The sequence below is a fragment of the Bradyrhizobium sp. USDA 4369 genome, assembly GCF_054056435.1.
The window spans coordinates 3,169,293-3,187,337 of record NZ_JBSRYH010000001.1; the positions used below are offsets into that span (position 1 = coordinate 3,169,293).

Here is an 18,045-nt window from a genome sequence, read left to right on the forward strand (position 1 = left end):
AATGCGTGTGCAGCGCATGCTCAATCTCTGCTGTTTACATCCGATATTTTTACATTAAAAATTCAATGAAGAAAATACATCAGGTGCGGCGTCACTGTGGACGCTGGCAGGACCGGGGAGCATGACGATGGCTGGACATTGGGTCGACATTGCCGCCGCCGATGGCGGCACGTTCAAGGGCTATCTGGCGGTCCCGGCATCAGGATCCGGTCCCGGCATTGTGCTCCTGCAGGAGATCTTCGGCGTCAACGCCTCGATGCGCGCGGTCGCCGACTACTATGCCGAGGAAGGCTATGTCGTGCTGGCGCCCGACCTGTTCTGGCGCTTCGAGCCGGGCATCGAGCTCGGCTATGGCGAGGCCGATTTCGCCAAGGCGTTCGGCTACTATCAGCGCTTCGACGTCAATCTCGCGATCAAGGACACGGCGGATGCGCTGAAGGTGCTGCGCGCGCGGCCCGAATGCAAGGGCAAGGTCGGCGCGCTCGGCTTCTGCCTCGGCGGCAAGCTTGCTTACCTCACCGCGGCGCGCACCGATGTCGATTGCGCCGTCTCCTATTATGGCGTCGGCATCGAGGCCGATATCGCCGAGGCCAAGACCATCAAGGGACCGATCGTCTTCCACTTTGCGGAGCTCGACAAGTTCGCCCCCGCCGAGGCGCGCGAGGCGATCAAGGCCGGCTTTGCCGGCCGCGACGATGCCGAATTCTATCTCTATCCCGGCTGCGACCACGCTTTCGCCGCGCCGGAGCGCGCCAGCTTCGACAAGCCGGCGACCCTGATGGCGCATTCGCGCTCGATCGCGCTGTTCCGCAAGGTTCTCGGCCCGCATTACGATCTGTCGTCGCTGTGGGACCGTCACACCGAGCTTGAATTCGCCACCCGCTCGGCGGAGGCGACGATGGGCACGATGGTCGCCGAGCCCTATGTCAACCACATCCCGACCATGACCGGCGGCGTCGGCTACAAGGACCTGCTGCGCTTCTACGCCAATCACTTCATCCCGAAAACGCCGGCGGACACCAGGCTAGTGCCGATCTCGCGCACCATCGGCGCCGATCGCGTCGTCGACGAGATGCTGTTCTGCTTCACCCACGACATCGAGATCGACTGGATGCTGCCCGGCATCCCGCCGACCGGCAAATATGTCGAGATCCCGCTGGTCGCGATCGTCCGCTTCCGCGGCGACAAGCTCTACAACGAGCACATTTATTGGGACCAGGCCTCGGTGCTGGTGCAGATCGGGCTGCTCGATCCCACTAAGCTGCCGGTCGCGGGCGTCGAGACCGCCAAGAAGCTGGTCGATGAATCGCTGCCCTCGAACACGCTGATGAAGCGCTGGGCCGAGAGCGCGCCGAACTGATTGCAGATCATCGTGGCGCCTGCCGGGGCGCCATCCCCTTTCAGTCCATCCGGAGTTGCATCACCATGCGTGACCATCAGATCTCTCGTCGTACGATGTTGCAGCTCGCCGGTGCGGCTGCGCTACCTCTCGTCCCCGGCCTGCCGATCCATTCGGCGCGCGCCGCCGCGGGCACCTTGACCATCGCCTACAACGTCAACCTGCCGTCGTTCGATCCGACCGTCGGCGTCTCGGCGGTCAACCCGACCATCCAGTCGATCTACCAGGCGATCTTCGATCCTTATATCGGCCAGGCCGCCGATCTCTCCTTCAAGCCTGGCCTCCTGACCAAATGGGGCTGGAACGAGGATCGCAGTAAGGTCACGATGGAGCTGCGCTCCGACGCGACCTGGCACGACGGCTCCAAGGTCACGCCGGAAGACGTGGTGTGGTCGCTGACCCGCGCGGCCGATCCGAAGGGCGGCAACCCGATTCAGTTTGTCTGGTCGAAGATCAACAACTTCAAGATCGACGGCCAGACCATCACGGCCGATGTCGTTGAGTTCGAGCCGGTGCTGTTCAAATGGATGGCGTTCCTCACCGGTTACGTGCTGCCGAAGGCCTATTACGAGAAGGTCGGCGCCGAGGGCTTCGAGAAGGCGCCGATCGGTTCGGGGCCGTACAAGGTGGATGCGTTCGAGCGCAACGCGTTCCTGCGGCTGAAGGCGCATCCCGGCTATTGGGGGCCGAAGCCGGCGTTCGACACCGTCGTCTTCAAGTTCGTCACCGATCCGACCAGCCGCGTCGCCGAGATCGAGTCCGGCGGCTCCGACATCACCTTCGAGATTCCCTATGAGGAGTTCGACCGCCTCAAGGCCAAGCCGAATCTCGCGGGGCTCACCCAGCCGATCTCCGATATCGGCATGATCTTCCTGACCGACATCGACCCGATGCTCGACCGCAATGTGCGGCTCGCCGCCAATCACGCCATCGACAAAAAGGCGATCGTCGAGAAGCTGTTGCGGGGCTACGGCGTGCCGATCGACACGCTGGAGGCGCCGGGCTACGCCGCCTTCGATCCGTCGATCAAGACAGCCTATGATCCGGAGCTGGCGAAGAGCCTGCTCGCCAAGAGCGGCTACTCGACCGCCAAGCCGGTCAAGTTCACGATCCAGACCACGCGCGGCTTCAAGCCCAAGGACTACGAAATGGTCCAGGCGATCGCCGGCATGTGGCGCAAGGTCGGCATCGAGGCCAATATCGAGGTCTACGAGATCGCGCAGCATTTCGAGCTGCGCGCCCGCCACGCGCTGGCGCCGGCCGCGTTCTACAATTGGGGCAATGCGATCGGCGATCCCACGACCTCGACCGGCTTTGCGATGTTCGGTCCGTCGCCGCATTCGGCCTGGAAGGGCAAGGACCTGATCGAGCGCATCGGACCGTTGTGGGGCGAGAAGGACGACGCCAAGCGCATCGCTGGCTGGAAGGCGGTCGACAAATACATCGCCGAGGAGGGCGAGGTGATTCCGCTGCTGCAATATGTCCAGCCGATCATCCATAAGAAGGGGCTGAAGCTGGTGCCGCAGGCCAACGGCATGATCCTGCCGCAGCTCGTCACCCAGGGCTGAGCGGAGAATCGGGCGATGCGCTGGAGCGCCATTCTCAAGCGCCTCGCTCTGATCCCGCCGACCTTGCTCGGCGTCGGCGCCATCGTGTTCGTGCTGCTGCGCGTGGTGCCCGGCGATCCCATCGCGATGATGATCCCGCCGGGCGCCTCGCCGGCGGATATCGCGCGGCTGCGCGCGCTCTATGGCCTCGACCAGCCGCTGCTGGCGCAATTCGTGACATGGCTCGGCCAGGTCGCATCAGGCGATTTCGGCCGCTCGATCAGCCTGCGCCAGCAGGTCTTCGAGCTAGTCGGTGCGCGGCTGCCGGCGACATTGGAACTCGCCACGCTCGCGGTCAGCCTGGCGCTCATGATGGGCGTGGCGGTGGCCGTGGTCGGCAGCCTGCTGCGCGGCAGCCGCCTCGAATGGCTGCTCGACACCGTCAACGGCTTCTTCCTCGCCATTCCCGATTTCCTGTGGGCGCTGATCCTGCTGCTCGGTTTCGGCGTGCTGCTGCCGCTGTTGCCGATCTCCGGCCGGCTCGATCCGCAGCTCGCGGTCGCCTTCCGCACCCATTTCTATCTGATCGAAAGCCTGCTCACCTTGCGGTTCGCCGTCGCCGCCGATCTCCTGCGCCACATGTTGCTGCCGTCGCTGGCCTTGGCGTTGCCGTTCGCCGCGCTGGTCGCGCGGCTGTTGAAGGCGCAGCTCGCCGAGGCCGAGGATCAGGACTACGCCCAGATCGCGCGCACCCGCGGCTTCTCGCGCACCACCATCCTGCAGCGCGAGGTGTTTCCGAACGCGCTGATCCCGACCGTGGCGTTGTCCGGCGTGCAGGTCACCCTGTTGCTCGGCGGCACCGTGCTGGTCGAGCGCATCTTCTCCTATGAGGGCATCGGCAACATGGCGATCGACGCGGTCATCAACCGCGATTTCCCGCTGATCCAGGGACTGATCCTGACCTTTGCGGTGCTGTTCATCGCCCTCAACCTCGCCGTCGATCTCCTGGTGGCCGTGCTCGATCCGAGGCTGCGTCATGGCTGATCTCATTCTCTCGGGGCCGATCTCCGCGCCAGCCTCGCGCTGGCGCAGCGCGCTCACGCGCGGCGGGCCGCGGCTGTGGATCGGCGGCGGCATCGTTGCCCTGCTGCTGTTGATCGCGCTGTTCGCGCCGGTGATCGCGCCGCATGATCCGGCCGAGCAGGATCTGATGTCGGCGCAACTGCCGCCCGCCTTCATGCGCGGCGGCGAGGCGGCGTTTCCGCTGGGCACCGACAGCCTCGGGCGCTGCGTCCTGTCGCGCCTGATGTATTCCGCGCGGACCGCCGTTTCGGTGGCGCTGATCGCCTCGCTGCTCGCCGCGATCATCGGCATCGCGCTCGGCCTCGTCGCGGGAGCGTTCGGCGGCGTTCCCGATCAGTCGGTCTCGCGGCTGATCGATGTATGGATGGCGTTTCCGCCGGTGCTGTTGTCGATCGTGCTCGCCGCCGTGATCGGCGCCGGGCTCGTGTCGGTCATCGCCGCCATCGTCGTGGTCGATTGGACCCGCTTCGCCCGCATCATCAGAGCCGAGACCCAGGCCCAGCTCGCGCGCGACTATGCCGCGGCCGCGCGCGTGCTCGGTCTCACCCGCGCGCAGGCGCTGCGGCTGGAGATCCTGCCCAATCTCGTGCCGCTGATCGTCACCCTGCTGGCGGTCGAGATGGGTATCGCGATCCTGGTCGAGGTCATCCTGTCCTTTGTCGGCATCTCCGTCACCGGCGACACCGCGAGCTGGGGCGGCATGATCACCGAGGGACGGCAGATCGTCTACCAGGCGCCGTGGATCATGGCGCTGCCGATTCTCGCCGTCATCATCAGCGTCATCGGCTTCAATCTGCTCGGCGACGGTCTGCGCGCCGCGCTCGATCCGGTGCAGCGCCGATGAGTGCCGTGCTCGAAATCGACAATCTCCATGTCGCGATCGGCGCCGCCAATGTGCTGCGCGGCGTCTCCTTGCGCGTCGCGGCCGGCGAGGTGCGCGGCCTGGTCGGCGAGTCCGGCGCCGGCAAATCGATGGTCGGCCGCACCATCTTCGGACTGTTGCCGGCCAGGGCTGCGATCCGTACCGGCCAGGTGCAGTTCGAAGGCCGCGACCTGCTGGCGATGCCCGACAAGGAGCGGCGCAATCTGCTCGGACGCCGCATCGCGCTGATCCCGCAGGATCCGATGACCTCGCTCAATCCGGTCCGGCGCATCGGCACGCAGATGGTCGCACTGGTGCAGTTGCATCTCGGCCTGTCGAAGCGCGCCGCGCTGGATCGCGCAGCCGATCTGCTCGCCGAGGTCGCGATCCGCGATCCCGCGCGCGTGCTGCAGCTCTATCCCCACGAACTATCCGGCGGAATGCGTCAGCGTGTGCTGATCGCGATGGCGTTTGCCTGCGACCCGGCGCTGGTCATCGCCGACGAGCCGACCACGGCGCTCGATGTCACCGTGCAGCGCCAGGTGCTGCAGCTGGTCGAGCGGATGCGCCAGCGCCACGGCGCCGCGATCCTGTTCGTCACCCACGATCTCGGCGTGGTCGCCAAGATCTGCCGCAGCATGACCGTGCTGCATGCCGGCCGCGTTCTCGAGGACGGCCCGACCGCGGACGTGCTGGTGAAGCCGCATCATGCCTACACCCGCGCGCTGCTGGCGGCGACGCCACGCGCTGATCGCCCGGCGGATGCGCTGAAGCCGGTGCCGCCGACGCTGATCGAAAGCCTCTGGGCCGAGGCGCGCCGGCTCGATCAGCTTCCCGCGACGAGGCCGGCATGAGCGACATCCTGCTCCGCACCGGCCAGCTCGGCTTCGCCTATCCGGCCCGATCGACGTCGCCGTTCGGCAAGCCTGTGATGCGTGACGTCATCAAATCTGTCGATCTCGCGGTGCCACGCGGCGCGGTGCTCGGTCTCGTGGGCGAGTCCGGTTCCGGCAAGACCACGCTCGGGCGGCTCCTGGTGCGGCTGCTCGAGCCGACGTCGGGCGGCATCCAGTTCGACGGCACCGAGATCAGTCACTTGTCGGAAGCCGCGCTGCGCCCGCTGCGCGCGCGGATCCAGATGATCTTCCAGGATCCGCAATCCTCGCTCAATCCGCGCCTGCCGCTCGCGGTGACCTTGACGCGGCAGCTCCAGGTCTATGGCCGGCTGAGGGGCCGGCGCGATCGCCGCGACCGTGCCGCCGCGCTGCTCGATCTCGTCGGCCTGCCGACGGCGTTCGTCGACCGCTATCCGCACGAACTCTCCGGGGGCCAGCGTCAGCGCGCCGGCATCGCGCGGGCCCTGGCGCTGCAGCCGGACTTCATCGTCGCCGATGAGATCGTCTCCGGCCTCGACGTCTCCACCCAGGCGCATATCCTGATGCTGCTGAAGGAGCTGCGCGCCAAGCTCGGTCTTACCGTCGTCTTCATCAGCCATGATCTTTCGGTGATCCGCGTGCTGTGCGACGAGGTCGCCATCCTCAGGGGCGGCGAAGTGGTCGAGCATGGCCCGGTCGGCCGCATCTTCTCCCATCCGCAACACGCCTATACCCGCCAACTTCTCGCCGCCATTCCGCTCCCCGATGTCGAGCCGGGCTGGCTCGACGACACTCCGTCCCGTCAGCAACCCCAGCAGCAGGGATCAGCCGCATGAGTGCTTCGATCAAGGACTCCGTCGTCGTTATCACCGGCGCCACCGGCGCGATCGCCACGGCGCTCATCGCCGAGCTGCTCGCCCGCGGCGCGGCCAAGATCTACGCCGCCGCGCGCGACATCTCGGGGCTTGCTGCCACCGACAAGGTCGTGCCGCTGAAGCTCGATGTCACCAGCGATGCCGACGCGGCGGCGGCCGCCTTACAGGCATCGGACGCGACCCTGCTGATCAACAATGCGGGCGTCAATCACAACACCGCCTTCCTGCTCGCGCCCGATCTCGCTTTCGCCAAGGAGGAGATCGAGATCAACTACCTGGCGCCGCTGCGACTGACCCGCGTCTTCGCGCCTGTCCTGGTCAAGAACCATGGCGCGGTGCTCAACATCCTCACCATCCTGGCGCGGGTGAACCTGCCGCTGATGGGCTCCTATTGCGCCTCGAAGGCCGCGGCTCTGAGCCTCACGCAAGGCCTGCGCGGCGAGCTCACGCCAAAGGGCGTCCGCGTCGCAGCCGCGCTGCCCGGCGCAGTCGACACGCGCATGACCGCGGGTCTTCCCATTCCGAAGATGACCCCGGCCGATGCCGCAAAAGACATTCTCGACGGCTACGAAGCCGGTGAGGAGGACATCTATGTCGGCGACATGGCCAAGGGCCTCGCCGCCGGCCTCGCGCAGGATCACAAGGCGGTGGAGAAGCAGCTGGCATCGGGGTGACGCGCGAGGTGCGCCGCTCGTGCCGAAGCTTCCTCAATCTCAGCGCCCGAAACAAATCCGCGCAGCCGCCGCAAGCTCCACCCTCCCCTGGAGGGGGAGGGTCGATCGCGAAGCGATCGGGGTGGGGTGATCTCTCCTCACGACGAGCTGTCCCCTGGGCCTACCCCACCCCGCCTCTCATTCGCTTCGCTCATGCGAGGCGACCCTCCCCCTCCAGGGGAGGGTGGTCCTCGCGCGAGCCGAGATCACGTAGTTAGTTTCGTCATGAGGAGTCCGTCAATGAAGACAGCCAAGTTGATTAGCTCAACCATCACCGCCCTCGCCCTCTCCACCATCCTCGCATCCGCCGATTCCATCCCCGGCCTGCGCGGCCATGACCACACCGGCATCACCGTGCCCGACGTCAAGGCCGCGATTGCCTTCTTCACGGACGTGATCGGCTGCAAGCAGGCGATGTCGTTCGGGCCGTTCTCCGACGACAAGGGCACGTTCATGCAGGATGTCGTGAACGTGCATCCGCGCGCGATCATTCACGAGATCAGCATGGTTCGCTGCGGCTATGGCTCGAATATCGAGCTATTTCAGTATGAGGCGCCGGACCAGGCGAAGACGCAGCCGAAGAACAGCGATCTTGGCGGCCACCACATCGCGCTCTATGTCGACGACATCGACAAGGCCGCTGCCTATCTGAAATCGAAGGGTGTGCGCACGATGCAGGGGCCCATTCCGATCACCGAGGGACCGGCTGGCGGCCAGTCGATCCTGTACTTCCTCACTCCCTGGGATCTGCAGATGGAGCTGATCAGCTACCCCAAGGGCATGGCCTACGAGAAGGGGGCGACGACCTTGCTGTGGTCGACGACGGAGCCGCAGAAGTAGGCGTGCTGTCCCCGTTCGGATCAGGCTCGGTCGCGCACCGTCGCTCTTGGTTGCCGAGTGGCTCGCATAGGCGCCGTGCCATGATTCTCCGATGCGCAATGGCGTGCGCATCGGAGCGCGGGCATGCGTCGACGGTGAGCATCGCGCGCCTGTGCAACGGCGATCAAGCGACGGCTCGTTTGATCGAGGAGAGACGGGCTGGGACCGGCTTAGTTGAACGCCATCGGCGTTGCGCTGGCTATCCAACCATCCGTCCGCGCATGGGCGAGATGCTGATAGGCTGGTGCGCGGGCCTGGCGGGTGAAGCTGCTGGCCGCGCCGTACATCGACGATGCCGTATCCGGATTCACGATCGTATAGCCTGCGATGGAGCGCGGGTGCTCGCGGGTGACGTGACCCCCGGAGTTGCCGTCATGCACAAGCCAGACATTGTCCGCGACCTGCTGCTGCAGGATCATGACATGGCCGGGACGGACCGCAGCCATGCCAGGCGCGGGATAGGCCCGCGGAAAGCGACGCCAGTTCGAGGCGAGATTGAGCTCGGGAATGACGCGGCCGAACTTGTAGAGCGACGCTTCGCAGCCGCAGAAGGCGTGCGGGCATCCTGACGGACGGCCGCCGACTACGCGGCCCTCGCCTGCGATCGAGGCCATGGCATACATGGCCGAGTGGTGATGGCGGTACGCAAAGTGATGAGAGTGATAGTGGTGGTGACGGGTGCGGGCCTGAGCCTGCGTCGAGAGCGCCAGCAATGCGGCGACGAGGATGACAACACGATACATTTGGAGGACTCCTGAACTGTGAAATCCCCCTGCCACGTGTCAATCAGCCGTCAATCATGTCCTCAAAGTGACGGAATCGCCGGTGAGCCATGCAAAACCGCGAGGGGCCTGCCCATCGAGGCAGGTTCCAATTCAACGCAAGTAATTGACTCTTTCTCACGACTACCAGGGTACGGTGTGCTCTCTCAGCTCCGCGGTCGGACCTGGAATTGTATCAGGACGAGAGCACGTGACATCGCGGCCCTTTCGGCCGCCACGCTTAGACTTGTTAGTCAATCGCAGCGTGGCGCCGCGCAGTGGTTCTCCAGACCAAGGCGCACGGATCTGAGCGCTTGCCTCAGAGGAGATGAATATGGCGAGATTTCGTGGCAGCTGCCTGTGCGGTGAGGTCGTGTTCGAGGTCGACGGCCCGTTCGACAGATTTCTCAACTGTCATTGTTCACGATGCCGTAAGGCCAGCGGCACGGCGCATTCCTGCGAGGTCATCGTCAAGGCCGCGGCGCTGCGCTGGCTGCAGGGCGAAGCCCGGGTCGCACGCTTCGACCTGCCGCAGGCGCGTAGCTTCGCGACGGCCTTCTGCAGTCGCTGCGGCAGCCCGATGCCGCATCTGACGCGCAGCGGCCGAGAGGTCATTGTCCCGGCCGGCAGCTTCGATGAACCGCTCGGAGCCGCGCCCGATCGTCACGTGCATTGGGCGTCACGCGCTGATTGGTATGTTCATGGTGACGGGCCGCACGTCGAGGACTGACGCGATCCGGGCATCGGGGCGGTGTCGTGTCGCTGCGATCCGTCGGGCGACGCAGCGGGCGCGCGCCTGCTCGCGATGAGCGCGTCGCGGCCGCTCCGCCCCGCGAAAGGGGCGGCGTCGATAATCCGATTTCGCCAGTCCGATCAAGCTGATTTGGGCTGTCCAGTTCCGCCGGCAAAAATATTCCGCTTCGCTTTTTCGGAATCGTGTGATCTTCTCTCGGCGTCCCGTCTCATCGACGAGGGGCGCTGCGCGGTCGTCACGAAGCGTGGAGTGCGGGATGTGATGGGCGGGCCGGTTTGCAGCGTGAGTTGATCGCGCCGACGAACAACACCGGTCCGCACGGTCAAGTCGCGTCGTCCTGATATCCCGATGCCGGTATCAAGCCTGCGAAGGCGCTGTGCGCGCCGCGCGGGTGACGGTGACCAGAAGCCCGGCGCACCGGGGAGAACGCGAAGCAGCCGTGAAAACCATCGCGCAGGGAGGGCCGGGTCGTTCCGGCTGGACCTGTGGTACCTGCCGCCTGCTTTTTTTTCGCAGGCGGGCCACGGGCCTCAGTCGAGGCCCGGCCTTCCCTGCACCCTCGCTTTGAAGAGGGTGATCGAATGGGCAACACTCGGACGCGACAAGCGGCGCGAGAATGATCGACCGTGCCGGCAAGCTCCGGCGGCAGTCCGGACCAGCGGCGGTCCCGCCCCCGCGCTGCGCGGGACGGCGGAGAGATGACCGCAGTGCCGCTGCTTCGCCATTGACCGTCCCATTCATTGGCCTATCTCTTGAAGACCGCGAAAAGAAACCGGAGCTGGATACCTCTGATGACCGCACATCCGCGCAATTTCGATGCCGCCATCGATCCCGTGAAGCTCGACCGTCTTGCCGAGGTTGCGGTGAAGGTCGGCCTGCAGCTGCAGCCGGGGCAGGATCTGTTGCTGACCGCGCCGTCGGTGGCGCTGCCGCTGGTCCGGAAGGTCGCGGAGCACGCCTACAAGGCCGGCGCGGGCATCGTGACCTCGTTCTTCTCCGATGAGGAGCTGACGCTGGCGCGCTACCGCTTTGGTCACGACACCAGCTTCGATCGTGCCGCCGACTGGCTCTATCAGGGCATGGCCAAGGCGTTCTCGGAGAACACCGCGCGGCTCGCGATCGTCGGCGACAATCCCATGCTGCTGTCTGGTCAGGATCCGGCCAAGGTCGCACGCGCCAGTAAGGCCAATTCCAAGGCCTACCAGCCGGCGCTGGAGAAGATCACCAATTTCGAAACCAACTGGAACATCATCGCCTATCCGAGCGCATCATGGGCCAGGCTGGTGTTCCCCGATGTGCCGGAGGAGGTCGCCGTCGCCAAGCTCGCGGATGCGATCTTTGCCGCCTCGCGTGTCGATCGGGAAGATGCGGTGTCCGCCTGGGAGCGTCACAACGCGGTGCTGCGCGAGCGCACCGAATGGCTCAATGGCCAGCGCTTCAGCGCGCTGCACTACACCGGGCCCGGCATGGACCTGACGATCGGTCTCGCCGACGGCCATGAATGGGAGGGCGGCGCGTCGACCGCCAAGAACGGCATCATCTGCAACGCCAACATCCCGACCGAGGAGGTCTTCACCACGCCGCATTGCCGCCGCGTCTCCGGCCACGTCGTCAGCTCGAAACCGCTGTCCTATCAGGGCACCTTGATCGACAACATCCAGGTCAAGTTCGAGGAAGGCCGCATCGTCGAGGCCAAGGCGTCGAAAGGCGGGGAGGTTCTGAACAAGGTGCTGGACACCGACGAGGGCGCGCGCCGGCTCGGCGAGGTCGCGCTGGTGCCGCACTCGTCGCCGATCTCCAAGAGCGGCCTGTTGTTCTACAACACGCTGTTCGACGAGAACGCCGCCTCGCACATCGCGCTCGGCCAGTGCTACTCGAAATGCTTTGTCAACGGCACCTCGCTGTCGCCACAGCAGATCGCGGCTCAAGGCGGCAATCAGAGCCTGATCCACATCGACTGGATGATCGGCGCCGCCGAGACCGACATTGACGGCATCGATGCCGATGGCCGCCGCGTGCCGGTGTTTCGCAAGGGCGAGTGGGCTTGAGCCCGCATGGGCCGGAGCGATGTCCGCACCGGCCCAGACCGTCGACTGCTTCGAATGGTCCGCGTGCCGCGGTCCGCGAAGGCAGCCTTATTGCTTCGCGCTGCCGGTCGTGGCCTGCACGTTCACGGTGATGCGCTCGGACATCACCGGCTTGTTGTGCGGGATGTGGCTCCAATCGCCGAGCACGAGCTGCAGCGTGTGCTTGCCCGGCGTCAGATTGACCGAGGCTTCGGTCTGGCCCTTGCCGAAATGGACGTGCTCGGCGTCCACCGGGATCGCCTCGTTCAGCGCATCGCCTTCGAGCGCCGGCGCGTCGATGAGGAGGTGATGATGGCCGGTGTTCGGAGCCTCGGTGCCGGACGGAGCGACGCCCATGCCGGACAGGCCGAAGCGGATCAGCACCGGCGAGGTGACCGTGTCGCCATCCTTGAGGTTGATGAAATAAGCCTTGGCGTTGTCGGGGGCGGGCGTTTCGCCAGCCATGGCGAACGTCACGGTCGACAGCAGGAGGGCGGTTGTGAGGCTCAGTCGGCGCATGTCGGCAAATCCTTGTCTCTGCGAAGGCGGCAAATCTCAAAAGGTGAAAGCATGCTGCAAGTTGTGTCGCGCAAGCATAACAAGCACGTCCGCATCTTGCAGTGCGGACAAACACTAGATCAGGAGGTTTGGCGGGGCCGCGAACAAATTGCGGCGCTCGCGTGACGTTTATAGCGCTGGCGGGGTTGTGATGCGATGGGTCAGGGGGGCGGCTGCCTTACATTTAGACACCGTCGAGGATGATCACGGTCGGTGTCGACGGCAAGAGCTCGCGCGACATCTTCAGGGCCCGTTCGGCGCGGCGGTCGATCTCGAATTGCTGGCCGATCTTGCGCATGAACTCGTCCAGTGGCGTGGCGAACCGGTGCATCGGCAGCACCACCGAGGCGCGCAGCCGCTTGGTGATCTCGGAGATGCCGTCGAGCGACATTGTATAGGTGCCGTCGATCGGCACCATCACGATGTCGAGCCGGCCGATCGCGGCGAAATGGGTCTCGTCGAGCTTGACGTGCAGGTGACCAAGATGGCCGATGCACAGCCCGGCGACCTCGAAGATGAAGATCGAGTTGCCGTCCTTGATCATGTCGGCGCCCAGCGAGTCGCTGAAATAGCGCCGGATGTCGGTGGTGATGTTGCGGATCAGCACGTCGCCGACCCGCTCGAAGATCTGCGCCGGCTTGCCGTCGTCGCCCCAGCCGCGCAGGACATGCGGGATGCGCGGATCGGGCGCCAGCGTGTAGTGCGTCGAATGCGCCCGGTTCATCGTGATCACGTCGGGCAGCCGTCCGACATGATAAGCGCCGCTGTAGTCGGTCGCGATCCGGATGCCCTCGGGCGTGTCGATGAAATAGGTCGAATGGCCGGCATAGGTGATGGTCACCTCGTTGCCGGACGCGGCCGCCCGGCGCAGGCTCACCGGCATCGCGCGCGGCGTGTTGTCCGCCATCGCCAGGCACTCGCTGGCGCGGGGCCCCGATTGCGCCAAAGCGGGCGATGCGAACGAGACCAGGACGGCAAGCAGCGAGACCAGCGAGCGCAGCATGGCGGTTCCCCTTCAACAGCGCGTGGGATTGTAGCGCCGAAACCGGATCAGACCTATCATCATCGCAACGTCGGAATGGACAAGGCGGTTCAGCACTCGCGGAGGACGGCATGACGAATCAAGGAGGATCAGCGCAGGCGCAGGACATGCAGCCGGTCCGCGCGGTTGATGCCGAGGTACTCAGAATAGCCTATGGGGAGAGTGGCCCCGCCGATGGTCCGGTGGCGATTCTGCTGCATGGCTATCCCTACGACGTTCATGCTTATGTCGAGGTGGCGCCGCGTCTGGCGGCCCAGGGCTGCCGCGTCATCGTGCCCTATCTGCGTGGCTATGGGCCGACGCGCTTTCGTGATCCGTCGACGCCGCGCTCGGGCCAGCAGGCCGCGGTCGGCGCCGACCTGATCGCGCTGATGGATGCGCTGGCGATTCCGCGCGCGGTGTTCGCCGGCTATGATTGGGGCGGCCGCGCGGCCTGCGTCGCTGCGGCGCTGTGGCCGGAGCGTTGCCAGGGGCTCGTCTCGGTCAATGGCTACCTGATCCAGGACATTGCCCGGGCGCTGGAGCCGGCGCCTGCGCCGCGCGAATGCGCCTTCTGGTATCAATGGTACTTTCAGACAGAGCGCGGGCGCGCCGGGCTGGCCGCCCACCGTGCCGAGATCGCGCGGCTGTTGTGGCAGCAATGGTCGCCGAACTGGGGTTTCGACGATGCGACCTTCGCGCGCACGGCCCGGGCGTTTGATAATCCAGATCATGTCGACGTGGTGATCCACAGTTACCGCCATCGTTACGGTCTCGTCGCCGGTGATCCGCGTTACCAGGAGCTGGAGCAGCGACTGGCGGCCCAGCCCGTCATCAATGTGCCGACGATCACGCTTGATGGTGGCAGCGACGGCGTGATCCCGGCCACCGACGGCGCGGCGCATGCCGCGAAATTCAGCAACCGGATCGCGCATCGCGTGATCAAGCGCGCCGGCCACAATCTGCCGCAGGAGGCGCCGGAGGCCTTCGCGGCGGCGGTGATGGAGCTGCTGCGCTGAGGATGTCAGGTTCGTGGCGGGCTGAGCTTCCAGGCGGCGAACAGCAGCGCTGCGGTCATCAGCCCGCAGATCACCGCGCCCTCCGGCAGCGCCAGCGCGAGCGCGGCCGTCGCGGCCCAGCCGATCGAGGAGAAGGCTTCCGCGAAGGTTGCGAGCCGCGACGAGGTCTGGCGGCGGCGAAACTGGCTGCGCCGCGCCTGGATGCGGAACCACAGCTGGATGGCGGTGGAGGAGACGGTCGCAATCAGCACGGCGGTCGCTGTGACCATCGCCTGTGCCGGCGCGACCCAGGCAAGTGCCAGAACGAGCGGGGCGAAGATCGCGGTGATGGTGATCAGCACCACCTCGATCTTGGCGCGCATGGCTCGCCCCGCCGTCAGCGGTGCGGTCGCGACCAGTTCGGGCGCATCCTCGCCGGAGATGGTCAGCCAGGCCAGTCCGCCGGCGAGCTGGCCGGCGGCCATGACGATCACCGGCGTGATCAGAATCACCGCCTGCGAGCTGTCGGAATAGCTCCGCCACAGCAGCAGCGCCGGCGGCACCAGATAGAGCAACTGCATCAGCGTCTGCGAGATCAGCCAGGGATCGCGCCGCAGCAGCATGAACTCCTTGCGTCGCAGCGCCTGCTGCCGCGACCCGCCGCGGAAGGCCCTGACATGGGCGCCGGCGCGGCTGGAGACGCCCTGAGCCGCGGCGCTGATCGCGGTGTCGGCGAAGCGCGGGGCAAACAGCAGCATCACGAGGCCGAGCAGCAGCAGCCCGGCGGCGAGCAGGATCAGCAGCGCCTGACCGTCGCCGAGCGCGGCGCGGGCCGGCAGCCAGACCAGGCTGTCCGGATCGGGAGCGATCGCGGCCGCGGCGTCCGAGGTCAGGACGGCGAATCGCGACAGCGTGCCGTAGGAGACGATGGCTGCGATCTGCAGCACGATGACGAAGCCGGCACCGATTACGGCGGCCAGGATCTGCGCGACCAGCCGGGTGCGGGCCGGGCCGATCAGGCGAAACAGGACGATCGTGATCGCGATGGCGATCGCAGCAGCAGTGAGGCCGACAGCTGCGACGACGACGAAGACCGCGAGCCAGCGCAGGCCGCCTTCGATGAGCAGAATATCGACGAACGGCGTGGCCAGCAGCAGCGCCATGCTGGTCACGGACAGCGCGATCGCGGCGATCCGGACCGAGAAGATCTCGGCGAGCCGCACCGGCGACGACATGATCAGGTCGAGATCCGCGCGGGCGTAGAACACCCGCGTCACCGATTCGATCGCTTGCGACAGCATCAGCGCCCAGGACAGCATGATGGTCGCGGTGATCACGATCAGTGCGGTCTTGTCGAGCGGTGGCCGCAGATCGGCGTAGCGGCCGACCACCACCCAGGCCGGCAGATGCATGATGGCGCCAAACAGCAGCAGGCCGATGATCGCGACGCGGGTGCGGCGGCGTCGCCCGGCCGTGATCATGCTGAGCCATTCTCGCCAGGCGAGCCTGAGCTCGTGACGGGCAAACCATGCGAGCGTCGCCGTCCGCGTCATGCCGCCGGCTCGACGTCGACCAAAGCGATGAACAGCTCTTCGAGGCTGGTGTCGGTCCGTCCGTTCTGTTGGCGCAGCTCGGCGAGCGTGCCCTCGGCCAAGACACGTCCGGCCGCGATGACCCCGATGCGGTCGGCCATGCGCTCGGCGACTTCGAGAATATGCGTGGTCATGATCACCGTCCCGCCGCGGCGGACGCGCTCGGCCAGCAGCCCCTTGACGTGTCGCGCCGACACCGCGTCGAGGCCGGTGAGCGGCTCATCGAGAATGATCAGCCGGGGATCGTGGATCAGGGCGCCGGCCAGCGCCACCTTCTGGCGCATGCCCTTGGAAAAGCCCTCGCAGCGCTCGTGCAAATGGCCTTCCAATCCGAGCGAGACCAGCAGCTCGCGGGCCGCCTCGCCGGACGCTGCGGGATCGATGCCCCACAGGCCGGCGACGAATTCGAGATATTCGAGCGGCGTGAGCTTGTCGTAGATCATCGGCTCGTCCGAGACCCACGCCATCATCTGCTTCGCGGCGATCGGTTCACGCAATGCGTCAATGCCGAAGATCGCGATCTCGCCGGCATCGGGGCGCAGCAATCCGGCGACCATCCGCAAGGTCGTGGTCTTGCCGGCGCCGTTGGGGCCGACCAGCGCATAGAATTCGCCGGCGCGCACGACGAGGTCGAGCCCGTCGACGGCCGGACGTTCGAAACGTTTCGCGAGTCCTCGCACGGCGAGGGCGGGGCTGTCTGAGGTCATGGCCGCTCGTTCGGTTTGCGTCTGCAACTTGGACGCAACTCGTTGCGGCCGGGTGAACGGCCGCGCGATTGCGAGATCGATGCGGGTTCCCATGCCGGCGGGTGCGCCGTGTCCTGCGCAAGGGTGTTCGCCGGTCCGGGCACCCGGATCCGATTGCAGCATGGCCTGGAGTCAGGATCGCGGCAGGAGGCGCCGGTCCGCCTTAGCGGGAACCCAGGGCGCTCGGAACGGGCAGCGCCGCACCCGCCTCCGCCCAGAAGGGGAAGGCCTGATATCGGCCGATACCGGTCTCGTCCATCACGAAGAGCGGGCGAATTTGCCGCGCATCACTATCGCGAACCATCGCCATCCGCTGATTGTCCAGCATCAGCCAGCGGCCATCGAGCCTGGCGGCCGCAACGGCGTGATCCTCACCGCGGGCAAGATCGCGAACGATCACGATCCGCAGATCGCTCGCCGCGATACCGGCCAGCCGCAGTGCCACGAACTTGGCGATGGCATAGTCCTCGCAATCACCGGCGCGGCGGTCGAACGTCGCGAGCGGCGCGCTCCAGACGTCCAATCGGCCGTACTGAGCGAAATCGCTGGCGGGCCGGATGGCAAGATTGATCGCGCGGTTGATCTCGCCGAGCCGCGCGCGGCCGTCTTTCGCGCGGCCCTGGTCAACGATGGCGAGCAGGCGCAGAGCCGCGTCCGAGACGCAGCGTTCGCGATCGCCATCGCACAGCGCGAGCTGGACGCGCTCGTCGGCGAGTTGACGGGCAAGCGTCTGCCATTTGGTCTTCACGGCGCCGGCTTCCAGGTCCAGGCGCGGCAGGCCGAACGGCTCTCCGGTGTCTTCAAGGATGACCGTCAATCCCAGCGGCTGCCCAATCGGTCCCGCGGCAACCGGGCCGCCAGCGCACAGGTTGGCGGTCAGCACCGCGAATGATGCGCGGATCAGTGCGCGAATGTTCATCTGACACCCCGTGCCCGGATCTCTCCTGTCCGATGTCGCGCATCGCGGACTCGGATGTTGTTGGTGACCAACATGGGGCTTGGGTATTGTGGTCCGCTTAATTCCCGGGAGCCGCTGAAGAATTGGCCGAATTAAGCTGAACGTTGTGTTGCCTCGCTGCGACAAATCCTATTGAAAACGCCGGATTAACCGTTCAGTTGATCGCAAACGGTGCAGCAATTCACTTTTAGGTTGCGTATGTACGAGCGCGAGCAGGTCCGACGAATTCCATACAATCTGTAGATATCTGTTGGCTCGATCACAGTCGGCCACTTGAAACTGGCTGATAACGGATTGCGCATGTGGCGGCAGTGGTCGCCCGCAGCAAAGCGATGTGGGCGAATACTAAGGTTTACTT

17 protein-coding genes are annotated in these 18,045 nt (G+C 65.8%); 11 read left to right on the forward strand and 6 right to left on the reverse strand.

The genetic code is table 11. The features are described 5' to 3' along the window. Positions 1-127: 127 nt before the first annotated feature. From ACVIJ6_RS14360 to ACVIJ6_RS14395, 8 genes are all read left to right on the forward strand, one after another. A complete protein-coding gene (locus ACVIJ6_RS14360) occupies positions 128-1,360 on the forward strand; it encodes a dienelactone hydrolase family protein (protein WP_456773215.1) in 1,233 nt (410 codons plus the stop codon). A 65-nt stretch (positions 1,361-1,425) separates the two neighbouring features. After that, complete coding sequence (locus ACVIJ6_RS14365) at positions 1,426-2,967, forward strand: ABC transporter substrate-binding protein (protein WP_456773216.1); 1,542 nt, start codon at positions 1,426-1,428, stop codon at positions 2,965-2,967. Positions 2,968-2,982: 15 nt separating this feature from the next. Continuing rightward, positions 2,983-3,990: an ABC transporter permease gene (locus tag ACVIJ6_RS14370; RefSeq protein ID WP_456773217.1), complete on the forward strand. Its 1,008-nt coding sequence runs from the start codon at positions 2,983-2,985 to the stop codon at positions 3,988-3,990. After that, a complete protein-coding gene (locus tag ACVIJ6_RS14375; protein ID WP_456773218.1) occupies positions 3,983-4,873 on the forward strand; it encodes an ABC transporter permease in 891 nt (296 codons plus the stop codon). Before ACVIJ6_RS14370 ends, ACVIJ6_RS14375 begins: the two co-directional genes overlap by 8 nt. Further along, a complete protein-coding gene (locus ACVIJ6_RS14380) occupies positions 4,870-5,745 on the forward strand; it encodes an ABC transporter ATP-binding protein (RefSeq protein WP_456773219.1) in 876 nt (291 codons plus the stop codon). The genes ACVIJ6_RS14375 and ACVIJ6_RS14380 overlap by 4 nt, the downstream gene beginning before the upstream one ends. Further along, the gene (locus ACVIJ6_RS14385; RefSeq protein ID WP_456773220.1) at positions 5,742-6,602 is read left to right on the forward strand and encodes an ATP-binding cassette domain-containing protein; all 861 of its coding nucleotides are present in this window, start codon (positions 5,742-5,744) and stop codon (positions 6,600-6,602) included. Before ACVIJ6_RS14380 ends, ACVIJ6_RS14385 begins: the two co-directional genes overlap by 4 nt. Further along, a complete protein-coding gene (locus ACVIJ6_RS14390; protein WP_456773221.1) occupies positions 6,599-7,315 on the forward strand; it encodes an SDR family oxidoreductase in 717 nt (238 codons plus the stop codon). Before ACVIJ6_RS14385 ends, ACVIJ6_RS14390 begins: the two co-directional genes overlap by 4 nt. Positions 7,316-7,594: 279 nt before the next feature. Then, a complete protein-coding gene (locus ACVIJ6_RS14395) occupies positions 7,595-8,194 on the forward strand; it encodes a VOC family protein (RefSeq protein WP_456773222.1) in 600 nt (199 codons plus the stop codon). 209 nt (positions 8,195-8,403) lie between these two features. Here ACVIJ6_RS14395 and ACVIJ6_RS14400 read toward each other — a convergent pair whose 3' ends face one another. Next, positions 8,404-8,976, reverse strand: a complete 573-nt coding sequence (locus ACVIJ6_RS14400) for a hypothetical protein (RefSeq protein ID WP_456773223.1) — start codon at positions 8,974-8,976, stop codon at positions 8,404-8,406. Positions 8,977-9,328: 352 nt separating this feature from the next. Here ACVIJ6_RS14400 and ACVIJ6_RS14405 point away from each other — a divergent pair, with 352 nt between their 5' ends. Beyond that, the gene (locus tag ACVIJ6_RS14405; protein ID WP_456773224.1) at positions 9,329-9,724 is read left to right on the forward strand and encodes a GFA family protein; all 396 of its coding nucleotides are present in this window, start codon (positions 9,329-9,331) and stop codon (positions 9,722-9,724) included. Between the two features lie 815 nt (positions 9,725-10,539). Next, positions 10,540-11,796, forward strand: a complete 1,257-nt coding sequence (locus ACVIJ6_RS14410; RefSeq protein ID WP_456773225.1) for an aminopeptidase — start codon at positions 10,540-10,542, stop codon at positions 11,794-11,796. Positions 11,797-11,883: 87 nt separating this feature from the next. Here ACVIJ6_RS14410 and ACVIJ6_RS14415 read toward each other — a convergent pair whose 3' ends face one another. Further along, positions 11,884-12,333 carry a DUF4399 domain-containing protein gene (locus ACVIJ6_RS14415; RefSeq protein WP_012046969.1) on the reverse strand — a complete coding sequence of 150 codons (450 nt, stop codon included), beginning with the start codon at positions 12,331-12,333 and terminating at the stop codon, positions 11,884-11,886. Between the two features lie 223 nt (positions 12,334-12,556). Next, the gene (locus tag ACVIJ6_RS14420) at positions 12,557-13,375 is read right to left on the reverse strand and encodes an MBL fold metallo-hydrolase (protein WP_456773226.1); all 819 of its coding nucleotides are present in this window, start codon (positions 13,373-13,375) and stop codon (positions 12,557-12,559) included. Between the two features lie 110 nt (positions 13,376-13,485). On the opposite strand from ACVIJ6_RS14420, the gene ACVIJ6_RS14425 reads away from it, so the two are divergent. Beyond that, positions 13,486-14,412, forward strand: a complete 927-nt coding sequence (locus ACVIJ6_RS14425) for an alpha/beta fold hydrolase (protein WP_456773227.1) — start codon at positions 13,486-13,488, stop codon at positions 14,410-14,412. 5 nt (positions 14,413-14,417) lie between these two features. Here ACVIJ6_RS14425 and ACVIJ6_RS14430 read toward each other — a convergent pair whose 3' ends face one another. The 3 genes from ACVIJ6_RS14430 to ACVIJ6_RS14440 form a co-directional block, all read right to left on the reverse strand. Then, positions 14,418-15,944, reverse strand: coding sequence for a permease (locus tag ACVIJ6_RS14430; RefSeq protein ID WP_456773228.1), 1,527 nt, complete (start codon positions 15,942-15,944; stop codon positions 14,418-14,420). Next, the gene (locus ACVIJ6_RS14435) at positions 15,941-16,690 is read right to left on the reverse strand and encodes an ABC transporter ATP-binding protein (protein WP_172236963.1); all 750 of its coding nucleotides are present in this window, start codon (positions 16,688-16,690) and stop codon (positions 15,941-15,943) included. The genes ACVIJ6_RS14430 and ACVIJ6_RS14435 overlap by 4 nt, the downstream gene beginning before the upstream one ends. Positions 16,691-16,892: 202 nt before the next feature. After that, entirely contained in the window at positions 16,893-17,648 is a 756-nt protein-coding gene (locus ACVIJ6_RS14440; protein ID WP_456773229.1) for a transglutaminase-like cysteine peptidase, read from the reverse strand. Positions 17,649-18,045: the final 397 nt, after the last annotated feature.

Bases quoted from the DNA above. Each gene is read 5' to 3' on its own strand.
- ACVIJ6_RS14360 (WP_456773215.1), top strand. From the start codon at position 128: ATGGCTGGACATTGGGTCGACATTGCCGCCGCCGATGGCGGCACGTTC.
- ACVIJ6_RS14365 (WP_456773216.1), top strand. From the start codon at position 1,426: ATGCGTGACCATCAGATCTCTCGTCGTACGATGTTGCAGCTCGCCGGT.
- ACVIJ6_RS14370 (WP_456773217.1), top strand. From the start codon at position 2,983: ATGCGCTGGAGCGCCATTCTCAAGCGCCTCGCTCTGATCCCGCCGACC.
- ACVIJ6_RS14375 (WP_456773218.1), top strand. From the start codon at position 3,983: ATGGCTGATCTCATTCTCTCGGGGCCGATCTCCGCGCCAGCCTCGCGC.
- ACVIJ6_RS14380 (WP_456773219.1), top strand. From the start codon at position 4,870: ATGAGTGCCGTGCTCGAAATCGACAATCTCCATGTCGCGATCGGCGCC.
- ACVIJ6_RS14385 (WP_456773220.1), top strand. From the start codon at position 5,742: ATGAGCGACATCCTGCTCCGCACCGGCCAGCTCGGCTTCGCCTATCCG.
- ACVIJ6_RS14390 (WP_456773221.1), top strand. From the start codon at position 6,599: ATGAGTGCTTCGATCAAGGACTCCGTCGTCGTTATCACCGGCGCCACC.
- ACVIJ6_RS14395 (WP_456773222.1), top strand. From the start codon at position 7,595: ATGAAGACAGCCAAGTTGATTAGCTCAACCATCACCGCCCTCGCCCTC.
- ACVIJ6_RS14400 (WP_456773223.1), bottom strand. From the start codon at position 8,976: ATGTATCGTGTTGTCATCCTCGTCGCCGCATTGCTGGCGCTCTCGACG.
- ACVIJ6_RS14405 (WP_456773224.1), top strand. From the start codon at position 9,329: ATGGCGAGATTTCGTGGCAGCTGCCTGTGCGGTGAGGTCGTGTTCGAG.
- ACVIJ6_RS14410 (WP_456773225.1), top strand. From the start codon at position 10,540: ATGACCGCACATCCGCGCAATTTCGATGCCGCCATCGATCCCGTGAAG.
- ACVIJ6_RS14415 (WP_012046969.1), bottom strand. From the start codon at position 12,333: ATGCGCCGACTGAGCCTCACAACCGCCCTCCTGCTGTCGACCGTGACG.
- ACVIJ6_RS14420 (WP_456773226.1), bottom strand. From the start codon at position 13,375: ATGCTGCGCTCGCTGGTCTCGCTGCTTGCCGTCCTGGTCTCGTTCGCA.
- ACVIJ6_RS14425 (WP_456773227.1), top strand. From the start codon at position 13,486: ATGACGAATCAAGGAGGATCAGCGCAGGCGCAGGACATGCAGCCGGTC.
- ACVIJ6_RS14430 (WP_456773228.1), bottom strand. From the start codon at position 15,944: ATGACGCGGACGGCGACGCTCGCATGGTTTGCCCGTCACGAGCTCAGG.
- ACVIJ6_RS14435 (WP_172236963.1), bottom strand. From the start codon at position 16,690: ATGACCTCAGACAGCCCCGCCCTCGCCGTGCGAGGACTCGCGAAACGT.
- ACVIJ6_RS14440 (WP_456773229.1), bottom strand. From the start codon at position 17,648: ATGAACATTCGCGCACTGATCCGCGCATCATTCGCGGTGCTGACCGCC.